The 19,682-nt window shown below is 75.4% G+C and carries 18 protein-coding genes and 1 pseudogene; 15 read left to right on the plus strand and 4 right to left on the minus strand.

The features are described from left to right. The first annotated feature begins 79 nt into the window (after positions 1-79). From ACFWOG_RS19035 to ACFWOG_RS19065, 7 genes and pseudogenes are all read left to right on the plus strand, one after another. A complete protein-coding gene (locus tag ACFWOG_RS19035) occupies positions 80-247 on the plus strand; it encodes a hypothetical protein (protein WP_329881031.1) in 168 nt (55 codons plus the stop codon). Between the two features lie 251 nt (positions 248-498). Next, on the plus strand, positions 499-1,773 hold the full coding sequence (locus tag ACFWOG_RS19040; protein ID WP_380359757.1) for a serine hydrolase domain-containing protein: 1,275 nt from the start codon (positions 499-501) through the stop codon (positions 1,771-1,773). Between the two features lie 204 nt (positions 1,774-1,977). Continuing rightward, positions 1,978-2,196, plus strand: a pseudogene (locus tag ACFWOG_RS19045) (hypothetical protein); the annotation flags it as partial. A gap of 1,032 nt (positions 2,197-3,228) precedes the next feature. After that, positions 3,229-3,753: a MauE/DoxX family redox-associated membrane protein gene (locus ACFWOG_RS19050; protein WP_380359759.1), complete on the plus strand. Its 525-nt coding sequence runs from the start codon at positions 3,229-3,231 to the stop codon at positions 3,751-3,753. A gap of 141 nt (positions 3,754-3,894) precedes the next feature. Continuing rightward, a complete protein-coding gene (locus tag ACFWOG_RS19055; RefSeq protein ID WP_380359761.1) occupies positions 3,895-4,452 on the plus strand; it encodes a TlpA family protein disulfide reductase in 558 nt (185 codons plus the stop codon). Further along, a complete protein-coding gene (locus tag ACFWOG_RS19060; RefSeq protein WP_380359763.1) occupies positions 4,449-6,434 on the plus strand; it encodes an ABC transporter ATP-binding protein in 1,986 nt (661 codons plus the stop codon). Before ACFWOG_RS19055 ends, ACFWOG_RS19060 begins: the two co-directional genes overlap by 4 nt. A 108-nt stretch (positions 6,435-6,542) precedes the next feature. Beyond that, on the plus strand, positions 6,543-7,028 hold the full coding sequence (locus ACFWOG_RS19065) for a S26 family signal peptidase (protein ID WP_380359765.1): 486 nt from the start codon (positions 6,543-6,545) through the stop codon (positions 7,026-7,028). A 40-nt stretch (positions 7,029-7,068) separates the two neighbouring features. Here ACFWOG_RS19065 and ACFWOG_RS19070 read toward each other — a convergent pair whose 3' ends face one another. Both ACFWOG_RS19070 and ACFWOG_RS19075 read right to left on the minus strand, forming a co-directional pair. Then, positions 7,069-8,436, minus strand: a complete 1,368-nt coding sequence (locus ACFWOG_RS19070) for a hypothetical protein (protein WP_380359767.1) — start codon at positions 8,434-8,436, stop codon at positions 7,069-7,071. Further along, entirely contained in the window at positions 8,433-9,203 is a 771-nt protein-coding gene (locus ACFWOG_RS19075; RefSeq protein WP_329952734.1) for a Crp/Fnr family transcriptional regulator, read from the minus strand. Before ACFWOG_RS19075 ends, ACFWOG_RS19070 begins: the two co-directional genes overlap by 4 nt. A gap of 215 nt (positions 9,204-9,418) precedes the next feature. Here ACFWOG_RS19075 and ACFWOG_RS19080 point away from each other — a divergent pair, with 215 nt between their 5' ends. Then, positions 9,419-11,011: a S8 family serine peptidase gene (locus ACFWOG_RS19080; protein WP_380359769.1), complete on the plus strand. Its 1,593-nt coding sequence runs from the start codon at positions 9,419-9,421 to the stop codon at positions 11,009-11,011. Positions 11,012-11,034: 23 nt separating this feature from the next. Here the strand turns inward: ACFWOG_RS19080 and ACFWOG_RS19085 are convergent, their stop codons facing one another. Next, entirely contained in the window at positions 11,035-11,937 is a 903-nt protein-coding gene (locus tag ACFWOG_RS19085; protein ID WP_329952732.1) for a LysR substrate-binding domain-containing protein, read from the minus strand. A gap of 119 nt (positions 11,938-12,056) precedes the next feature. On the opposite strand from ACFWOG_RS19085, the gene ACFWOG_RS19090 reads away from it, so the two are divergent. The 3 genes from ACFWOG_RS19090 (at position 12,057) to ACFWOG_RS19100 (ending at position 14,614) form a co-directional block, all read left to right on the plus strand. After that, positions 12,057-12,983, plus strand: a complete 927-nt coding sequence (locus ACFWOG_RS19090; RefSeq protein WP_329952731.1) for a pseudouridine-5'-phosphate glycosidase — start codon at positions 12,057-12,059, stop codon at positions 12,981-12,983. A gap of 3 nt (positions 12,984-12,986) precedes the next feature. Continuing rightward, positions 12,987-13,877, plus strand: a complete 891-nt coding sequence (locus tag ACFWOG_RS19095; RefSeq protein ID WP_380359771.1) for a carbohydrate kinase family protein — start codon at positions 12,987-12,989, stop codon at positions 13,875-13,877. Positions 13,878-14,176: 299 nt separating this feature from the next. Further along, positions 14,177-14,614, plus strand: coding sequence for a hypothetical protein (locus ACFWOG_RS19100; RefSeq protein ID WP_329881019.1), 438 nt, complete (start codon positions 14,177-14,179; stop codon positions 14,612-14,614). Between the two features lie 126 nt (positions 14,615-14,740). Here ACFWOG_RS19100 and ACFWOG_RS19105 read toward each other — a convergent pair whose 3' ends face one another. Next, complete coding sequence (locus ACFWOG_RS19105) at positions 14,741-15,361, minus strand: HAD-IA family hydrolase (protein ID WP_380359774.1); 621 nt, start codon at positions 15,359-15,361, stop codon at positions 14,741-14,743. A 504-nt stretch (positions 15,362-15,865) separates the two neighbouring features. Between ACFWOG_RS19105 and ACFWOG_RS19110 the strand changes: the two genes are divergently transcribed. From ACFWOG_RS19110 to ACFWOG_RS19125, 4 genes are all read left to right on the plus strand, one after another. Beyond that, a complete protein-coding gene (locus ACFWOG_RS19110) occupies positions 15,866-16,681 on the plus strand; it encodes a putative protein N(5)-glutamine methyltransferase (protein ID WP_380359776.1) in 816 nt (271 codons plus the stop codon). A 195-nt stretch (positions 16,682-16,876) separates the two neighbouring features. After that, positions 16,877-17,740 (plus strand): NmrA family transcriptional regulator, encoded by an 864-nt coding sequence (locus ACFWOG_RS19115; protein WP_380359778.1) that lies wholly within the window; start codon positions 16,877-16,879, stop codon positions 17,738-17,740. Positions 17,741-17,901: 161 nt separating this feature from the next. Further along, complete coding sequence (locus tag ACFWOG_RS19120) at positions 17,902-18,471, plus strand: anthrone oxygenase family protein (RefSeq protein ID WP_329881013.1); 570 nt, start codon at positions 17,902-17,904, stop codon at positions 18,469-18,471. Positions 18,472-18,533: 62 nt separating this feature from the next. Then, positions 18,534-19,631, plus strand: a complete 1,098-nt coding sequence (locus ACFWOG_RS19125; RefSeq protein WP_329881012.1) for an AraC family transcriptional regulator — start codon at positions 18,534-18,536, stop codon at positions 19,629-19,631. Positions 19,632-19,682 lie beyond the last annotated feature (51 nt).

A 19,682-nucleotide genomic window follows, 5' to 3' on the forward strand; every position in this document is an offset into this window, starting at 1 on the left:
GACGTCCGACCGGGGGTCCGACCCGGTCGGGAACCGGTCCGGACGGTGTTCGGGCCGGTGGAGAGAAGGGAACACCGCCGTGACCGACCCCGAGCAGACCTGGGACGACGGCCGCCTGCACCCCGACGACGTGATCGAGGCGGCCGACCACACCGCCTACGAGTCCCCGTCCGACTACTACTCCGGCCAGAACGGCCACGAGCCCGACCCGGCGGCGGTGCACGATGCGGGGGACGACGGCTGGTGACGCCGTCAAGGCCCCGCCGGGACGACTCGTCGACGTACAGGAGTTCTCCTCAAGTCGGATTCCTGTACCGGAGTTCGGCACGGTCGGCCTCCGACTTGAGGAGGGCCGACACGCCGCAGGGGCATCCACCCGTGGGTGGAGCCGCTGTGCCCCTGTGGGTGGACGACCGGTTCGTGCCCGGCTGACAAAGTGTCAACCCCTCACACTTTTCGGGTGTTGCGAAAGCCGTCGGCACGGACACAGGAGGACTCATGAGGGTAGCGGAGCGCCGGGGCGCGTCGCGGACGGCGAGGGGCGTGCGGATCGTCGCGCTCGCGCTGGCGGGGGTGGGCCTGGTGGGCGTGACCGCCCCGACGGCCGGTGCCTTCGGCACCGGGCCGGGCGGAGCGACGGCCGTCGGCGAGGAGCAGCCGGGGACCGGCCCGGAGGCGGCCGGGCGCGGCCCGCACCGGGGTGGCGTGGACGCCCGGGCGCTGAACGAGGCGCTGGAGGGCGTGATCGACGTCGGCGGGGCGTCCAGCTCCCTCGCCCGGGTGACCGAGTACGGGCGCACGGTGTGGAAGGGCGCGGAGGGCGTGGGCGACTTCTCGACCGGCGCCGAGCCCTCGGCGAGCGGCCGGTTCCGGATCGCCAGTGTGACCAAGACCTTCGTGGCGACTGTCGTCCTCCAACTGGTCGGCGAGGGGCGGTTCGGGCTGGACGACAGCGTGGAGAGCCTGCTGCCGGGTGCCGTCCCGGGCGGCGGCTCCGTCACCGTGCGCCAGCTGCTCAACCACACCAGCGGGCTGTTCGACTACACCGCGGACCCGGCCGTCGACGTCGACAACGCGACCTGGCTCCGCGAGGGGCGCTGGCGGAGCTGGACGCCGCAGCAACTCCTCGCGGTGGCCAACAGCCACCCGCCGTACTTCGCGCCCGGCACGGGCTGGCACTACGCGAACACCAACTACCTGCTGGCCGGCATGATCGTCGAGCGGGTCACCGGCCACGACTGGCGCCGGGAGGTGGAACGCCGGATCATCGACCGGCTGGGGCTGAGCGGGACGTCGATGCCGGCCCACGCGACGGGGATCCGCGGCCCGCACGCGCACACCTACCTCGATCTGCCCGGCGGCCCGGTGGACGTCACCGAGATGGAGCCGAGCGAGATGGACGCGGCGGGCGTCGGCATCTCGACCACCGCGGACCTCGGCACCTTCCTCCGGGCCCTGCTCGGCGGGCGGCTGCTCCCCGCACCGCTGCTCGCCGAGATGCTGACGGTCGCCCCGCTGAGCGGCGACGCCCAGTACGGCCTGGGGATCGGCCGGTTGACCACGCCCTGCGGCGAGGTCTGGGGAAACAACGGCAGCACCGGCCGCGGGCACAACAGCGCCCTCTACGGCACCCTGGACGGCCGCCGACTGGTGGCGGTCTCGACCAACGGCTACCGCAACACCGGCCAGGGGTGGAAGACCTCGCAGAAGCTGCTGGCGACCGCCTTCTGCGGCCGTCAGCCGGCCACCGCAACCGCCGCCCCGACCGGCTGACCGCCGCCGTCCCGCCGTCCCGCCGTCCCGCCGTCCCGCCGGACACCGGACCACCGGACCGGCCGGGCGGCGGGCGTGCCGTTCCGCCCCCGCCGGGCAGTCGCCACGAGGAGGGGCGAGCAGCGCCGGGGCCGTTGACCGCCGAGGTGGTCGACGCCGTCCACGAGGCGTCCTGCCCGCCGTGGACCGGGGGTGTTCGTCCCACTGAACGGCGCCCGGATCGGCGCCGGTTCGCAGGCCGAAGCCGAAGCCGAAGCCGAAGCCGAAGCCGAAGCCGGCGCCCTCGGCCCGCCGGGCATGCGGGTGCCGCCCGGCTCGCCGGTCGCCGGCGTCCCGGCCCGGATCCGCCGCGAGCTGACCGCGGAGGAGCGGACCGGCATCAAGGCCGGCGCCGAGGGCCATCTGTTGCCGGCCGACGGCCACCCGTCGTTCCACCCGCTCCCGCCGTCCGTCCTGCCCGTCCTGCCCGTCCTGTCCGTCCCGGACGCCCGGGGCGGCCCTGCGGCCCGAGCGCCGGACCGGCCGTCGGTGCGGGGCGTAGCCGGACCGAGTCTCTTCGAGGTGCTCCCGAACGCGTGGGGGCCGCCGCATCGTCGGTGGCGAATCCGGCTTCCGGGCGAACGGCCCCGTCCGGGGCGGCTGTGTAGAAGTCGATGACGTCGCGCCCGAGTCCGGGACCACCGACACCGGGCCGCCTGCCAGGACGTGATCCGGAACGGCGAAACGCCCGGAGCGTCGCCTCGTCGTCATCCTCGACTCCCGGGCACCCGCCACCGCCCTCGCCGACCTCAGGCGGCGGATCGCCGACCTCCCGGGCGTCGAAGGCGTCGGACTCTGCGACCCACCCGCCGAAAGCTGTCGATGAACCCCCACCGGCGCACCATCCGCGCAGACCTCCGGGCGGGCCTCGGGCCTCCGGCCCCGGCGGCCCGCGCGGCCGACGAGTGCGCGAGGGCCATTCCGGAGGGCCGGTGACACGACCCACGGAATCGGACTTTCCGCTTCCGTTCTCACCTGTCGATCACTGTCCAATTTGGTCTAGACAAGATCTGAATATTTCAGTTACGTTTCCCCGCACGAGATCTCGTCAGTAAGTGCACAGCCACTCGTATCCATCTGCCCAGTGTGGAGGAACAATGGTTCAGGCGATGCTCAACCTGGTCGACCGGGCGTTCTCGCGCGGTCTCCGGACGGAGACCGCGGAAGCGGCCTGCGCGTGCCCGGCGGGTACGTTCTACACCTGTGTCGGGGAGACGCTCTACGTGAAGACGTGCTGTTCCTGGAACTGCGCTTCCGCCCCCACCTGTGAGACGTACGCCATCCGGGGCGGTTGCTGACCGTCCGGGTCTGACCGGGCGGGCCTCCGTGGCCCGCCCGGTGCCCGGCCGGGAGTCCCGGCCGACAGAGTCCGCCGGCATGCCCGCTCGCCCGGGGTGCCGGCACGGGGGAGGAACCATGCACGCCTGCCTGCTGCTCGGCGGCCGCTGTGTCGTCGCGCTCGTCTTCGCCGTCTCCGCGCTGGCCAAGCTGCGCGCGCCCGGGGACTTCGCCTCGGCGCTGCGCGCGATGGCGGTCGTCCCGCGCCGGCTGAACCGCCCGGTCGTGATCGCCGTCCCGCTCGTCGAGGCGGCCGTCGCCCTGCTGGTCTGGCTGCCCGGACCGGTCGCCACCTGGGCGTTCGCGGCGGCGGGCGGACTGCTCGCGCTGTTCGCGGCGGTCCTGGTCTCGGTGCTGTGGCGCCGGATCGACGTCTCCTGCCCCTGCTTCGGTGCGGCCGGCGTGCCCGTGGGGCGGGCGCACGTGGTGCGCAACCTGCTCCTCGCCGGCGTCGCCGCGGCCGGTCTGGTGGCGAGCACCGCGCCGGACCCGGGGGGTCTGGAGCCGGCGGCCGTCACCCTGGTCCTGCTGGTCGCCGTCGGCGCGAGTGCGCTGGCCATCGCCACCGACACCCTGGTCGAGCTCTTCTCTCCCGCGCGCTGAGTACCCGCCCGGGCGGCTGCGCGCCGAGCACCCGGCCCCGGCGGAAGCGCCCCGGCGACACCGTTCCGCCGGCCCCTCGAAAGCTCCCCGAACGCCCCTCGAATTCGTCCTTCCCCAGTGTCCGGAACGAGGCCCACTGCCATGTCAACGGTATTCACCGTCGTGATCGGCTGTCTTTCCGTATTCAATCTGCTGCTTACCCTGGCACTCGCCAGAAAGGTGACCGGAAACTCCGGTCACGGTTCCCACGGTGACATCGTCAAGGGCGTGTCCATCCCGGAGAACCGAATTCCGGACGGAACTCCCGTACCGGAATTCCGGGCCGTCTCCCGGCAGGACGGACCGGTGTCCCGCGCGGACTTCTCCGGGGGCCGCGCCGTCGTCGGATTCTTCTCCGCGAGCTGCGGGCCCTGCCTCGAACAGGCTCCGGACTTCGTCAAGGCCGTCACCGACCACCCCGGGGGCCGCGACCGGGTCGTGGCCGTCGTCAAGGGCGGCGGCGCGGTCGCCGAGGAACTGGCCGCCATGCTCGCGCCGGTCGCCAAGGTCGTGGTCGAACCCGCCGGGGTGGTCGAGGGCTCCGTGGCCGAGTCCTTCGGCGTCGTCCGCTGGCCCAGCTACGTCGAGGTCGGCGCCGACGGGCGGATCACCAACCGCCTGCTGCCCGGAGAGCTCGACGTCCAGCCCGCCGTTCGGTGACGGCGACCCCGACGGCGGGCACGGCCGGAGCCACCGGCACCGCCGGAGCGGCGGGTGCGGTCCCGCCCCCGACGGCGGGCACCGCCCCGGCGCCGCGTCCGCCCGGCGAAGGCCGCCAGGCCCTGCGCTCGGCCGCCGCCGCGACCGCGCTCGCCTGGCGGTCCGGGCCCGGTGCGCTGCTGGTCTCCCTGCTCTGCGGCCTGGTGGCCGGACTGCTCCCGGCCGCCACCGCACTGCTGGTCAGCGACCTGTTCGACGCGCTGACGGCCCCGCCCGGGGCGCCCGGCGGCGGCTCCGGCGTGCCGGTCGGCACCTGCGTCCTGCTGGTCGCCGCGAGCCTCGGACTGGCCCTCGCCCCGGCCGCCAGCGAGTACGCCCGGGCCCGCAGCAGCCGGGCCATCCGGCTGCGGGTGCAGGACGAACTGTTCGAGGCGGTCAACCGGCTGCCCGGGCTGCGCCCCTTCGAGGACCCGCGGTTCCAGAACGAGCTGCGCCTCGCCCAGCAGGCCGGCGGCGTCGCCCCGGACCTGCTGACCGGCTCGGCGTTCAGCAGCCTCCAGGCGCTGGCGACGGTCCTCGGCTTCCTCGGCACCCTGTTCGCGGTGAACCCGCTGCTCGGCGGCGTCACCCTGCTGCTCACGCTCCCACTGGTGCGCGTCCAGCTGGTCGCCGGCCGCCGGCGGGCGGCGGTGCTGCGCGACACGATGGCGCACAGCCGCCGGCAGATGTTCTACGGCAGCCTGATCGCCGACGTCGACGCGGTGAAGGAGGTCCGGCTGTTCGGCCTCCAGGACTTCTTCCGGAAGCGGGCCCGCACCGAACTGCTCACCGTCTCCGGCGCGGAGGAGCGCACCGACCGGCGCAACCTCGCCCAGCGGCTGCCCGCGTCCCTGCTGGGTGTGGGCGTGTACGCGCTGGGTCTGGTCTGGGCGGTGCGCGCCGCCCGCAACGGTGAACTGTCGCTCGGGGACGTCTCGGTGTGTCTCGCCGCCGTCGGCGGCATCCAGAGCGGGGTCGCCCAGCTCGCCGCGACCGGATCCGCCGCCTACCAGGCGGCCATCACCTTCGACCACTACCGCGCGCTCGGCGCGGCCGAGCCCGACCTCGCCCTGCCCGAACGGCCGGTGTCCCCGGACCGGCTCACCGGGACGATCGAGCTCCAGGACGTCTGGTTCCGCTACCACGAGGACGCCCCCTGGACCCTGCGCGGCGTCGACCTCGTCCTCCCGGCGGGCTCGGTCACCGCCCTGGTCGGCCTGAACGGCGCGGGCAAGAGCACGCTGGTCAAGCTGCTCTGCCGGCTGTACGACCCGACCCGCGGCCGCATCCTCTGGAACGGCACCGACATCAGGGATTTCACCCCCGACGCGTACCGCGAGCGGGTCGGCGTGGTCTTCCAGGACTACGTGCGCTACGACCTCACCGCCGGCGAGAACATCGGCCTCGGCCGCCTGGACCACCTCGGCGACGCCGGCCGGATCACGACGGCGGCCCGCGCGGTCGGTGTGCACGAGCGGATCTCCCGGCTCGACGCCGGCTACGGCACGCTGCTCAGCCGGATCTTCGCGGCCGACGGGCCGGGAGCCGGCCGCGGGCACGCGCTTTCCGGTGGCGAATGGCAACGCCTCGCGGTGGCACGGGCGTTCATGCGGAGCGACGCCGACCTGATGATCCTCGACGAACCCAGCTCCGGCCTCGACGCCGAGGCCGAGAAGGAGGTGCACGACAGCCTGCGCGGCCTGCGGCGCGGGGCGACCAGCGTGATCGTCTCGCACCGGCTCAGCGCCGTCCGGGACGCCGACCGGATCGTCGTCCTCGGCGCCGGGCAGGTGGTGGAACAGGGCACCCACGAGCGGCTGTTGGCGCGCGGTGGCCGGTACGCCGAACTGTTCGCGCTGCAGGCGGCCGGGTACCACGACACGCCGGTCGGGCCACCCGCAGGACCGCCGACCCCGGCACCGCTCGGCCGCACCGCCCCGTAGCCGTACTGCGCCGTGGCCGTACCGCGCCGTAGCCGTACCGCCCCGTGGCGCCCACTGCCCCCCGTGGCACCGTTCCGTCACGACCCCGTAGCACCAGGAGGTTCCACCGTGCCGCTGCTGCTCGCCGCCGTCGCCGGCGTCCTCGTTCTGGCCGCGCTCGCCGCGCTGGCCCGCACCGTGTTCTCGGTGATCGTGGTGTCCGGGCCGAGCATGAGCCCCGCACTCCGCCCCGGCCGCCGGGTGCTGGTCGTCCGACGGGGCCTGGCCCGGCTCCGGACCGGCCGGATCGTCGTGGTCGTCTCGGACGAGGACGGCCGCCCGACCGCGTCGCCGGTCGGCGCCGGCCCGCGACGGCTGCTGATCAAGCGGCTCGCCGCGCTGCCGGGCGAGCCGGTTCCGGACCAGGTCCGCGACGCCGTCCCCGGCCCGGCCGTGCCCGGCGGCCGGCTGATCCTCCTCGGCGACAACCCCGGCCTCAGCACCGACTCCCGGGTCTGGGGCGCGGTGCCGGTCGCCGGCGTGGTGGGCGTCGTCCTGGAGGGCGTCCGGCTCCGGGACGCACCCCTGGGCCCGGGGCGGCCGGTCGGTCGCTGACCCCCGGGCCGCCGGGAGCCGCCAGGGCCGGTGCGGGCCCTCAGCGGTGCGGTCCGTGCCAGCCGTCCCCGTGGGCGTCCTGGCCGAAGTGGACGTCCGGTGGGTCGTGCCCTTGGTAGCCGTCGTATGCGTCGTACCCGCCGTGCTCGTGGTGCGGCTCCGGGACGTCGTGGCCGTGGGTCGTGTCGTGCACGCCGTGTCCCTCGTGCACGTCGAACGGGTCGTGCACGTCGTGCACGTCGAACGGGTCGTGCGGGGCACGACCGTCGTACGGGTCGTGCGGGTCGCCCGTGCGGGACGGGTCCACGGCGTCGCCGTGGTAGGGGTGACGGCCCTCGCCGCCGTACGCGCCGGACTCGTGGGAGTCCTGGTGCCGGGGGTGCGACGCCTCCCACGGATCGTGCGGGTCCGAGCCCCCGTACGTCGCCCCGGTGCCGTTCGGGTGCCACGGGTCGTCGTGGTGGACGGCGTGGTCCACCGGTCCGTGCGGGCCGTGTCCGTCCCCGTTCGGGTGTGCGCCTCCGTGTCCGTGTCCTCCGTCGTGCCCGGCGCCGTGGCCGTCGGTGTCGCCGTGGTGGCTCGGAGCCTCCCACGGGTCGTCGCCGTCGTGGTGTGCGGACGGGCTCGCGTTGCCGCCGGCCTCCTGCCCGCCGCCGTGTCCGTGACCCGGACCGCCGTCCCCGCCGTGGTGGACCGAGGGGGTGACGCCGAGTCCGGCGCCCGCGAGGAGGTCGAGGGCGCCCTGGAGCACCGCCGAGGTCGCCGCGCGGCGCCGGGTCCCGGGTGTCCGCGGAGGGGGCAGGGCGACGAGTTCGCCCCGCCGGGGCGTGGCCAGCCAGGCGTGTGCCTCGAAGCGCTTGTCCTTGATCCTCACCGTGGTCCGGGTGAACTCCCCGGCGGCCAGCCCGCCCACGCCCGCCTCGAAGACGTCGGTGTACAGGTCGTCCGTGACGACCAGGACCAGGTCGGCCTCCGGGGTGTCCTTCAGCGCGGCCCGGGCCTGCGCGCAGTCCAGCAGCCGGCAGGCCGTCTCGACCGAGCGGGCCGTGAAGCCGAGCGCGGCCCGTTGCACCCCGCCCTGGGCGAGCGCCACCCTGATCCGCAGCCGTCCGGTGGTGCCGGGGGAGCGGTTGAGCGTGTGCACCGCGTCCCGCAGGCCGAGGACCAGGCCCGGCAGCGCGACCGCCTCGTTCGTTCCGGGGGGCAGCAGGAGCAACTGGCCGTCGCCCCGGTCCTGCGCCTCGCACCGTCCGCGTTCGACCCGGGCCCGGACGAACGCGTGGTCCAGTGCCCGGTGGAGGCGGTCCTGGATGTCCCCCTGCACCGGGTACAGCCGGCCGCTGTAGGCCTCGATGTCGACCACCAGGCAGACGCGGCGCTGCCGGGCCGGGGTTCCTTTCGCGCTCATCGTCCGTCACCTCCGTGCGGGGGGAGCGGGAGGCCGGCCGCCTTCGAGAGCAGCGTCCGGTCCTTGACCACGAGTTGGCGGTAGCTGGTGCGGACGGCGCCCTGGTTGCGCAGGGTGCGCAGGGAGCGTTCCACACTGGCGGGGGAGAGCTGGGACAGGGCGGCGAGGTCGGCGTGGCTGAGCGGTATGTCGATCCGCAGGCCGTCCTCGGTCGGGGTGCCGTAGGAGCGGAGCAGTGTGGTGAGGGTGCGGGCGAGGCGGACCAGGACGGTCCCGCAGCCGGCGTCGACCCGGTAGCGGGTGGCGGCGCGGAGCTTGTGGCTGAGCGATCGCTGGACGGCGAGGGCGGCCGCGGGCCGGTCGGCCAGGAAGGCGAGGAAGGCCGGGCCCGCGATCTCGCGGGCGGTACTGGTGCGGACGGCGAGCACCGTGGCCGAACGCGGATCGCCGTCCAGCACCGCCATCTCGCCGAGCAGTTCGCCGGGGAGGCGGACGGCGAGCAGGGCCTCGCTGCCGTCCTCGGTGGCGGCCACGACCTTGACGCAACCGGTCAGGAGGAGGGCGACCCGGTCGCCCGGCTCGCCCTCGATCATCAGGGCCTCACCCGGGGAGTAGATCCGCCGGGTGCCCAGGCGGCCGAGTTCCCGCAGGTCGGTGTGGTCGAGCCCGGCGAACGGGCCTCGTGGGAACGGGGTGGGCGGGGGTCCCGGTGGCCGGGCCCCCGGGGTTCTGCCGGATTCGGGTGCGCTCCGCGACGCGCTCTCCATGGTGCCTGCCCCCACAGGTCGGCGGCCCTGCCCCGAACGGGGCGATTCCGTACGGAAGATAGCGCACGGCCCGAGGTGCTGTCAGTCTCCGGGAGCCGGGGCCCGGCCTGCCGCGTTGGGTCGTCGGCGAACGGCAACCCGAGCTGATTGCACGTGATCTGACGATCAGTCAGGCTTGTCGTCCGGGGGACTCGACATCGGAGGGGCGGGCGGGCATGCACGGTGGAGGGCGACTGCGCAGGGTGTTCGCGGTTCTCGGAACGGCCGCGGCGCTGGCGATCGGTGCCGGAGGGGTGTTCCCCGCGTCGGCGGCGGCGCCGGAGGGGGTGGTGCAGGGCGCCCGGTCGCCGGACGCCCTGCCCGGGAGCTACCTCGTCATGCTCAAGTCGGATCCCGGGGGCGACCGTCCGGCGGCCGGCGCGGGCGAGGTGGCGGACGCCTCGGCCACCCTGGCCCGGGCGTACGGGGGCACCGTCCGCCGCACCTACGACGCGGCGCTGCACGGTTTCGCCGCGGACCTGACCGAGCGGCAGGCACGCCGGCTGGCCGCCGACCCGTCGGTGGCGCTGGTCTCGGCGAACCGCCGGGTCCGGGTCGACGGGGAGCAGACCTCCCCGGAGGCCTGGGGCCTGGACCGGGTCGACCAGCGGCGGCTCCCGTACGACGACCGCTACACGTACCCGGACACGGCCGGGGCGGGCGTGACGGTCTACGTCGTCGACACCGGGGTGCGGATCACCTCGGAGGAGTTCGGGGGCCGCGCCTCCCACGGCTACGACGCGGTGGACGGCGACGCGGTGGCGGACGACGGCCACGGCCACGGCACCCACGTCGCGGGGACGGTGGCCAGCACCACGTTCGGCGTCGCCAAGGCGGCGAAGGTCGTCGCGGTGCGCGTCCTGGACGACAACGGCGAGGGCACCACCGAGCAGGTCGTGGCGGGCATCGACTGGGTGACGCGGAACGCCGCCCGTCCGGCCGTCGTCAACATGAGCCTGGGCAGCGACCCGGATCCGGTGCTGGACGCGGCCGTCGCCCGCTCGATCGCCGCCGGGCTGACCTACACCGTCGCGGCGGGCAACCAGGCCGTCGACGCGAACGAGCACTCGCCCGCCCGGGTGCCCACGGCGATCACGGTCGGGGCGACCGACTCGGCCGACGCGCAGGCGTCGTTCTCCAACTACGGCCCGCTGGTGGACCTCTACGCACCAGGCGTGGACGTCACCTCGGTGTGGTACGTGATCGACTTCGAGGGGATCGGCGTCACCATGTCCGGCACCTCGATGGCCGCCCCGCACGCGGCCGGCGCCGCCGCGCTGTACCTGTCGACGCACCGCACCGCCACGCCCGCGCAGGTCACCGCGGCGCTGACCGGCGCGGCCACCGTCGACTCGCTCTACGAGCTGGGTCCGGGTTCGCCCGACCGGCTGCTCTACACCGGGACGGTGCCGAACCGGCCGCGCGGTCCGAGGTTCGCCGCCCCGGCCCCGGTGGAGTTCGACGGGATCGGCACGGTCGAGGCCCCGATCACCGTCACCGGCGTGCCCGGGAAGGCGCCGCGCGATCTCGACGTCGGCGTGGACATCGGCTACTGGTGGCGGAGCGACCTCAACGTCGAGGTGGTGGCGCCGGACGGCGCGGCCTTCCTGCTCCACGCGGCGGGCAACTACGACATCGCCACGGACCTCGTCGCCCTCTACGGGGTCGACGCCTCCGGGCACACCGCGAACGGTGTCTGGCGGCTGCGGGTGACCGACACCGGGGGCTACTTCCCCGGCACGATCAGGGGCTGGTACCTGAGGTTCTGACGGCGGGGGAGCGTCCGCGCGGCTCAGCAGGTCTCCAGCGCGGACGCCTCCTCCCGGATCAGCTCGCGCAGCGCGGCGAGTCCGGGCCGGCGGTCGTCCAGGCGCCACTGGAGCTCCAGCGGCAGGGTGGCCCGGTCCGTGAGCCGGACGGTGACCACGTCCTCGGTGAGGTGGCCGGTCATCGAGGCGGGGAACAGCGAGAACGCCCGGCTCTGCGCCAGCAGGTAGAGCCGGGAGCCGACGATCCGGGCCGGGCCGACCAGCACCGGCGGCTCGACCCCGCGCTCGGCGCAGAGCGCGAGCACGTGGTCGTAGTAGCGCGGGTTCTGCTCGCGGGGCCAGAGCAGCAGCGGCAGGTCGCCCAGCTCGTCCAGCCGGACGGACGCGCGCCCGGCGAGCGGGTGGTCCCGGCTGAGGGCGATGTGCACCGGCTCCTCGGCGATCCGCTCGCGCCGGTAGCCGGGCACGTCGTCGAGGAACCGGCCGAGGCCGATGTCGGCCAGTTCGGCGGCCAGCGTCGGGGACACCCGGCCGGTGTCCACGGACAGTTCGGCCAGGAGCAGGTCGGGCAGCTCGCGCTCGGCCCGGCTGACCACGGCGGGCAGCAGCCGGTTGACCACGGTGGGGGAGGCGACGATCCGGGCCGTACCCGTCCGGGTCTCCTCGTGCAGCCGGACCCGGGCGAGCAGGGTGTCGGCCTGGGCGAGGAGGCGGGCGGACTCGGCGGCCATCACCTCCCCGGCGGAGGTGAGCCGGACCGCCCGCCGGCTGCGGTCGAACAGCTGGACGCCGACGGTCCGCTCCAACCGGGCGACCTCCTGGCTGACCGTCGGCTGCGAGATGTGCAGGCGTTCGGCGGCCCGGCCGAAGTGCAGCGTGTCGGCCACCGAGAGGAAGACCTCCAGCTGGCGAAGCGTGAGACTCATAGCCGGGAGTCTATGAGATGGCCCAGGACTCATTCTGGATCCCGATGTGACCCCTCCCTAGGCTGAGGACACCGCTGCCACACCGTGGTGGCAACGGCCCCCGAGAGAGAGCCTCTGCCATGACCGGACTGCCCATCCGTATCTCCGACGAGGTCACCGAGGCCGTCGCCGCCGGGACCCCCGTCGTCGCGCTGGAGTCGACCATCTTCACGCACGGGCTGCCCCGGCCCCGCAACCTGGAGGTCGCCCTGGAGGCGGAGGAGCGGCTGCGGGCCACCGGCGTCGTCCCCGCGACCATCGGCGTCTACGCCGGCGTGCCGACGGTCGGCCTCTCCACCGACCAGATCAGCGAACTCTCCGGGACCGACGACCTGGACAAGGCCAGCCTCCGCGACCTGCCGGTGGTCGCCGCGCTCGGCCGGCACGGCGGCACCACCGTCGCCGCCACCGCCTTCCTCGCCCACCGGGCGGGCATCCGGGTCTTCTCCACCGGCGGCCTCGGCGGCGTCCACTTCGGGGCGTCCGAGAGCTTCGACGAGTCCGCCGACCTGACCACCCTGGCCGCCACCCCGGTCACCGTGATCAGCGCCGGGGTCAAGTCGATCCTCGACATCCGGGCCACCCTGGAGCGGTTCGAGACCCTCAACATCCCGGTCATCGGCTACCGCACGCGCCAGTACCCCGGCTTCTACGTCACCGACTCCGGCCACGAGATCGCCTACCGGGTCGACACCCCCGAGGAGGCAGCCCGGGTGATCGACGCCCGTGACGGACTCGGCCTGCCGCAGGCCGTCCTGATCGCCAACCCGGTCGACCCGGCCAGGCAGCTCCCGCCGCAGGAGCTGGAGGCGCTGCTCACCCGCGCCTGGGCCGAGGCCGAGCGCCAGGGCGTCACCGGCAACGCCTCGACGCCGTTCCTGCTCGACTTCATCCAGCGCGACACCCAGGGCCGCAGCCTGGAGGTGAACGTCGAGGTGTACCGGGGCAACGTCCGGCTGGGCGGCGAGATCGCCACCGCGCTGGCCGCCGCCCGGAACGGGGCCTGACCGGTGCTCGGGGTCCTCGGTGACCTCGTGGAGGACGTCGTCGTCTGGGTGGACGGCCCGCTGAGACACGGCACCGACTCCGACGCCCAGGTGTTCCGGCGGCGCGGCGGCAGCGCCGCCAACGTCGCGGCCTTCGCCGCCGGCCAGTGTCCGACCCGCTTCCTCGGCTGCGTCGGCGACGACCCGGCCGGGCACGGGCTGGTCGCCGAACTGACCGGCCACGGCGTCGACGTGCGGGTGGCGCGCCGGGGCAGGACGGGCAGCATCGTGGTGCTCATCGACGACGCGGGGGAGCGCACCATGCTTCCCGACCGAGGTGCGGCCACCCTGCTGGAGGGCGTTCCGGACGCCTGGCTGGACGGTCTGACGCACCTGCACGTGCCCGCCTACTCGTTCGACGGCGAGCCGGTCGGGAGCACGGCGGTCGAGGCACTCCGGCGGGTGCGCGCGGCCGGCGGCACCAGCTCGCTGGACGCGTCCTCGACCGGGATGCTCGACCGGTTCGGCCGCGAGCGCTTCCTCGCGCTCGCCGCCGATCTCGCGCCCACCCTGCTGTTCGCCAACCGGGAGGAGTCCGCGTACCTCGGACTGCTGGTCGACGGTCGCCCCGGCCCCGGCCGGGCCCGGCTGGCGGCCACCACGGTGGTCACCAAGTCCGGTGCCGAGGCGACCACGATCGACGTGCCGGGGGAGGCGCCGTTCACGGTGCCCGTTCCGCCGGTCGGCGAGGTCCGCGACCTCACCGGGGCCGGCGACGCCTTCGCGGCGGGCTTCCTGGCGGCCTTCCTCGACGGCCGGCTCACCGGTGGCGGGCTGCGTGAGGCCGCCGCCCGCGGTCACCGGTGCGCCGCCCGGGTCCTGGCCTCGCCGGGTGCCTCCTGCGCGTCGGACTGACCGCCCCCGGAGCGGCTCCCGGGGCTGGCTTCCGGGGGCCGGCTCCACGGCACCCGCCGCCCGCCGCCCGGACCGGACCGCCCACCCCCGGGGCGGTCCGGTCCGGCCCGTTCGGTGCCCCGGTCGTGCCCCCGTCGGCGCCCCGCCCGGGGCCCGGTGCGCCGCGTCCGTCCGTCCGCTTCCCCTCGCCCGGCCCCGCGTACGCTCCGGACACGCCCTCGAACGGCGCAGCGTCCGGCCGCCGGGCCTCCCCGTCCGGTAGGGAATGGCTCGTCCATCGCCTACCCGAAGGGGTCGTCATGAAGATCGTCGAGTCCGCCGTCCGCGCGGTCTGTTCCGCCCTGCTCCTCGCCGCACCGCTGGTGGCCGCGCCACTGGTCGTCGCCCGGCCCGCCGCCGCCGAGGGGCCGCACAACGCGCAGGAGGCCGCCGTCTGCCGACAGGTCCTCGGCACGCTGCTCGGCGGGGCACTCGGCCTGGGCGGCCAGTCCGGCGGGGCGGTCTGCGCCGTCCAGCCGGAGAAGGAGGCGCCCGCCGAGGGCGCGCCCGCCAGGATGTCCTCGGCCGCCGTCACCTACGATCTCCCGGCGATGCGTCAGCAGGTGGCGGACCTCCGTCAGAAGGCCGTCGCGCTCGACCTCCTCGGCGAGCACGCCGCCGCCCGGGAGGCCCGCGCCCAGGCCGACGCGCTGCAACGGAGGATCGACCGGATCGTCGAGGTCGAGGAACGCGTCTGATCCCGCCCCGCCGGCCGCCGACCCGCCGCCTGCCCGTTGCCTGCCCGTCGCCTGCCGCCCGCTCCACACCGCCGACCCGCCGCTCGAGGTCCGGGGCGGGTGTCCGGGGTGGGCGGCGCGGTCCGGTCACTCCTCCAGGAGCGGTGCGAGGGCCCGCCGCAGATCGGCCGGCTCCCGGAAGTCCACCGCCGTCATGCCGAGCCGGGCCGCCGCCGCGACGTTCGCGGGGCCGTCGTCGACGAACAGGCAGCGGTCCGGCGCGACCCCGGCCCGGCGGGCCGCGACGTGGAAGATCTCCGGGTCGGGCTTCGCCACCCCGACCCGGGCGCTGTTGACGGCGCCTTCGGCGAGGTCGCCCAGCCCGGCCGCCGCGAGGTCCTCCTCCAGCCAGAGCGTGGCGTTGCTGACGAGGAGGACCGGCACCCGCTTCCGGGCCTTCCGCAGGATCCCCACCACGGTCGCGTCCACGCGGGCGGGCGCCCGGGTGAGCGCGGCGGCCAGCGCCCGGGCCCGGGCGGCCGGCACCGCGGCCGTCAGCCGGTGGGCGACCTCGGTGGCCCACTGGTCCCGGGTCAGCGCACCGAGGACCAGGCGCAGGGCCGTGCCGTCGGCGAACGCCACCGCGGCGGTGGTGCCGGGTGACAGCCCGGCCTCCTCTTCCAGACGCCGCACCTCGCCGTGGTCGACGAAGCGGATCACACCGTCGACGTCGCACAGGACGGCTTCGGGTTGCCGAGGGATCGTCATGGACTCTGCGTACCAGCCCGGGGCGGCCACCGCCAGAGGGCCGGTTCCGTGCGGTCCGTGCGAGGAGGTCCGGAGCGCCGGCCGGTCCCGGCACCGGGAGCCACCGGGAGGCAGCAGGAGTCGTCGGGAGGCACCGGCAGCTGCCGGACCGGGGCGGGAACAGGCCGGCGCGACCCCGGGGATCCGGCCCGGGCGGCACGCGACGGTTCGTGCCCTTCCCGGGCATGCCCCGCCGGTCCTCCCGGCGGATCCGGTCCCGCGGTGGCGGCCCCCCGCATGGGGTAGGGTGGCGGGCGCCGCAGAAGAACGCGCTCGAACGGGAGGTGAGACCCATGACCGCTGTGCCGGAACGGGTGCTCCCCGGCCGTGACCGCGACGCCTCCGCGTCGTACGCCTAGCAGTACCATCGCAGGCCGTACCACGTGGAGCAGGTCGCCGTACGGCGACGGATGCGCGGGTAGCCCCGAGACGGATGTCCTCACACCTGTTCTCCGAGGGGTTTCCTTGTCTGTCGTTTCCTCCGCCTCGCTGCGCTCGTCCGTGACCGCCCGACTCCGGGCCGCCGGCTGCGTGTTCGCCGAGGACGAGGCGCGCATCCTGCTCGCCGCCGCCGGGTCCGCCGCCGAACTGGCCGTGATGGTCAGCGACCGGGCCGCCGGCCGCCCGCTCGAACACGTCGTCGGCTGGGCCGAGTTCGCGGATCTGCGGATCGCCGTCGACCCGGGCGTGTTCGTGCCCCGGCGGCGCAGCGAGTTCCTGGTCCGCACCGCCGTCGCACTGACCGCCCCCGCACTGACCGGCGAGGACGCGCTGGTGGTCGACCTCTGCTGCGGCAGCGGCGCCCTCGGGGCGGCGCTGGCCGCCTCGGCGGGCCGCCCCGTCACCCTCCACGCCGCCGACCTCGATCCGGCGGCCGTCCGCTGCGCCCGCCGCAACCTCGCCGCGGCCGGGGCCGAGGTGTACGAGGGCGATCTCTTCGAGGCGCTGCCGACCGACCTGCGCGGCCGGGTGGACGTCCTGCTCGCCAACGTCCCGTACGTGCCCACCGCCGACGTCGAACTCCTCCCGGCCGAGGCCCGGTTGCACGAGGCCCGGCCCGCGCTCGACGGCGGCACCGACGGGCTCGACGTGCTGCGCCGGGTGGCGGCGGACGCCCCGCACTGGCTGGCCCCGGGCGGCACGCTGCTGTTCGAGACCAGCGACCGCCAGGCGGCGACCGCCCTCGACGTGGTCACCGCCGCCGGTCTGACCGCCGCCCTCGCGTTCGACGACGACCTCGACGCCACCGTGGTCACCGCCACCCGCCCGGCGGCCGGCTGACACCGCCCCCAGGTGCCCCGGGACCGGACGCCGGCCGGTCCCGGGACACCTGGGGAACGGAGGAGCCAGGGGCACCGGGGCACGGGAGGCCGGTGCGGGCGGGGCGCACGGTGCGGGAGGGGCGTAGACGCGCGCACATGCGACTGAGACCGGCGGCCATGTTCCGTCGCTTCCGAGCGGAGTTGACTGATGGCCATGAGCGAAGACACCAAGAACACGCAGACCACCACCCCCACCGCCCCCACCACCTCCGGCACCACGGTGCTGGTGACCGGCGGCACCGGCAAGACCGGCCGACGCGTCGCCGACCGCCTGACGGCCCTCGGCCACACCGCCCGGATCGGCTCGCGCACCGCTCCGGTCCCGTTCGACTGGAGCGACGAGTCGACCTGGGACGCGGCACTCGACGGCGTCACCGCCGCCTACCTGGCCTACTACCCGGACCTCGCGTTCCCCGGCGCGGTCGAGACGGTCGGGGCCTTCTCCCGCCGGGCTGCCAAGGCAGGGGTCGAGCGACTGGTCCTGCTGTCCGGCCGCGGCGAGGAGGCCGCCCAGGCAGCCGAGGAGGCCGTCGCCGGGGCCGGCACCGGCTGGTCCGTCGTCCGGTGCGCCTGGTTCAACCAGAACTTCTCCGAGAGCTTCCTCCTGGAGGCCGTCCTGGCCGGCGAACTGGCGCTGCCGGCCGGGGTCGCGGACGAGCCGTTCGTCGACGTGGACGACATCGCCGACGTGGCGGTGGCGGCGCTCACCGAGGACGGCCACCACGGCCAGGTCTACGAGCTGACCGGACCGCGCCTGCTCTCCTTCGCCGACGTCGCCGCCGAACTCTCCGCGGCGTCCGGGCGGGAGATCCGCCACAGGGCGGTCACCCCGGACGAGTTCCGCGAGGTCCTGGCCGGGATCGGCCTGCCCGGCGAGTTCGCGGACCTGTTCACGATGATCCTGGACGGCCGCAACGCCTTCCTGGCGGACGGGGTCCAGCGGGCGCTCGGCCGCCCGCCGCGCGACTTCGTGGACTACGCGCGCGCCGCCGCCGCGTCGGGTGTCTGGAACACCTGAGCCGGCCCCGGGCCCGCCCGGTTCCTCCGCAGCCCGGTCCCGGCCCGGTCCGGGGATCCCACCGCGATCCCCGGGCCGCCGCCCGCCGGTCCGCCGCTCCCGGCCGTAGTCCTGATGGCACCCCCACCCGTAGTCCTCACCACACCCCCCGAGGAGTCCCCGTGCCCGCCGCCGCCCCGACCCGTGTGAACGCCGCCGCCGCGGCCACCGCTGCGCCGACCACCGGCGCCTCCCGCGCCACCGGCCCGGTGCTGGTGGCCGCCACCGCAGCCATGGGCCTGATCTCCGGCCTCCTCTTCGCCTTCGACGTCGCCGTCATGCCCGGCCTCGCCGCCGGCGACGACCGCACCTACGTCACCGCGATGCAGAACATCAACACCGCGATCACCAACCCGGTGTTCGGCGCGGTCTTCCTCGGGGCCCTCGTGGTGCCGGCCGTGGGCACCTGGCTGCTGCGCCGCTCGGGACAGTCCGCCGCCGCGCTCTGGACGGCCGTCGCGACCCTGCTCTACACCGCCGCCGTGGTGGTCACCGCGGTGGTCAACGTCCCGCTCAACGACCGGCTGGCGCAGGCCGGGGACCCCGCCGGGGGCATGGACACCACGGCCGCGCGCGCCGCGTTCGACTCCGTCTGGACCACCGCGAACATCGGCCGCACCCTGCTCTGCACGGCCGCCGTCGTCGCCCTCTCCCGCGCCCTCCTGCTGCACCGCCGCCCCGCGTCCCGCTGACCGGTCCGGTCCACCGGACTGACGTGTGATCAACCCGCGCCCTCCGTCTAGGCTTGATCCTCATGGACACCCTGACCGGGCTGCTCGACGGCCCCAAGGCCCGTGGCGCGTTCCTGCTGCGTTCCGTCCTCAGCGCCCCGTGGTCCCTGCGGATCGAGGACCGCGCGCCGCTGTCGGTGATCACCGTGCTGCAGGGCGCGGCCTGGATCCGGCCCGACGGCGGGGATCCGGTGCTGGTCCGGCCCGGTGACCTCGCGCTGCTGCGCGGGCCCGACGCGTACCGCCTCACCGACGGCGGCACCGACGGCCTCCCCGCCGGCCCTGCCGGCCCCGCCGGTGTCCCCACCGCCGGCGCCGTGCTCGCCCCGCCGGCCCCGGGGGAGGCGGCCGAGATCGTGATCGGCCCCGGCCAGGTCTGCTCGCGCGACGGCGTCAGCGTCGCCACCGAGATGGCCCTCGGCCTCCGGACCTGGGGCGAGACCCGGCCCGGTGACGAGCAGCCCTCGGTCCTGCTCACCGGGACGTACCAGGAGGAGCACGAGATCGGCCGCCGGCTGCTCGCCCACCTGCCGACCCTGCTGGTCCGCCCCGCCGGGGTGAACACCACCGAGGACACCCTGGTCCGCCTGCTGGCCGCCGAGGTCACCCGCGCCGAGCCCGGCCAGGAGGTGATGCTGGACCGGCTGCTGGACCTGCTCGTGGTCGGCGCGCTGCGCGGCTGGCTCTCCTCCCCGGACGGCGGCGCGCCCGCCTGGCTGCGGGCCGAGCACGACGAGGTGGTCGGACCGGCGCTGCGCCTGCTGCACGACGACCCCGCCCGGGCGTGGACGGTCGCCGGGCTGGCGGCGGAGGTCGGGGTCTCCCGCGCCGGGCTGGCCCGCCGGTTCACCTCGCTGGTCGGCGAGCCGCCGATGGCCTATCTGGCGAACCGGCGCCTGGCGACCGCCGCCGACCTGCTGCGCGACCCCGGGCACACGATCGCCTGGGTGGCCCGCCGGGTCGGCTACAGCGACGCGTTCGCGCTCAGCACCGCGTTCAAGCGGGTGCGCGGCCTGACCCCGCAGGAGCACCGCCGGCTCGCCGGGGCCGTGGCGCCGGCCGGCGGATCGGACTCCGCCCCGCCGCAGCCGGCGGTGACGACCGTCGTGCTGGCCGGCTGACACGAACACGCCGGGGGGGGCGGGCCCCGGGGGGGGCGGGGGCCCCCGCGG

Source organism: Kitasatospora sp. NPDC058406 (assembly GCF_042722765.1).
Classification (GTDB): domain Bacteria; phylum Actinomycetota; class Actinomycetes; order Streptomycetales; family Streptomycetaceae; genus Kitasatospora.

Coding starts and splice junctions, on each gene's coding strand:
- ACFWOG_RS19115 (WP_380359778.1), top strand. CDS start 16,877: ATGAGCGAAGACACCAAGAACACGCAGACCACCACCCCCACCGCCCCC.
- ACFWOG_RS19105 (WP_380359774.1), bottom strand. CDS start 15,361: ATGACGATCCCTCGGCAACCCGAAGCCGTCCTGTGCGACGTCGACGGT.
- ACFWOG_RS19040 (WP_380359757.1), top strand. CDS start 499: ATGAGGGTAGCGGAGCGCCGGGGCGCGTCGCGGACGGCGAGGGGCGTG.
- ACFWOG_RS19070 (WP_380359767.1), bottom strand. CDS start 8,436: ATGAGCGCGAAAGGAACCCCGGCCCGGCAGCGCCGCGTCTGCCTGGTG.
- ACFWOG_RS19075 (WP_329952734.1), bottom strand. CDS start 9,203: ATGGAGAGCGCGTCGCGGAGCGCACCCGAATCCGGCAGAACCCCGGGG.
- ACFWOG_RS19125 (WP_329881012.1), top strand. CDS start 18,534: ATGGACACCCTGACCGGGCTGCTCGACGGCCCCAAGGCCCGTGGCGCG.
- ACFWOG_RS19050 (WP_380359759.1), top strand. CDS start 3,229: ATGCACGCCTGCCTGCTGCTCGGCGGCCGCTGTGTCGTCGCGCTCGTC.
- ACFWOG_RS19055 (WP_380359761.1), top strand. CDS start 3,895: ATGTCAACGGTATTCACCGTCGTGATCGGCTGTCTTTCCGTATTCAAT.
- ACFWOG_RS19090 (WP_329952731.1), top strand. CDS start 12,057: ATGACCGGACTGCCCATCCGTATCTCCGACGAGGTCACCGAGGCCGTC.
- ACFWOG_RS19100 (WP_329881019.1), top strand. CDS start 14,177: ATGAAGATCGTCGAGTCCGCCGTCCGCGCGGTCTGTTCCGCCCTGCTC.
- ACFWOG_RS19085 (WP_329952732.1), bottom strand. CDS start 11,937: ATGAGTCTCACGCTTCGCCAGCTGGAGGTCTTCCTCTCGGTGGCCGAC.
- ACFWOG_RS19080 (WP_380359769.1), top strand. CDS start 9,419: ATGCACGGTGGAGGGCGACTGCGCAGGGTGTTCGCGGTTCTCGGAACG.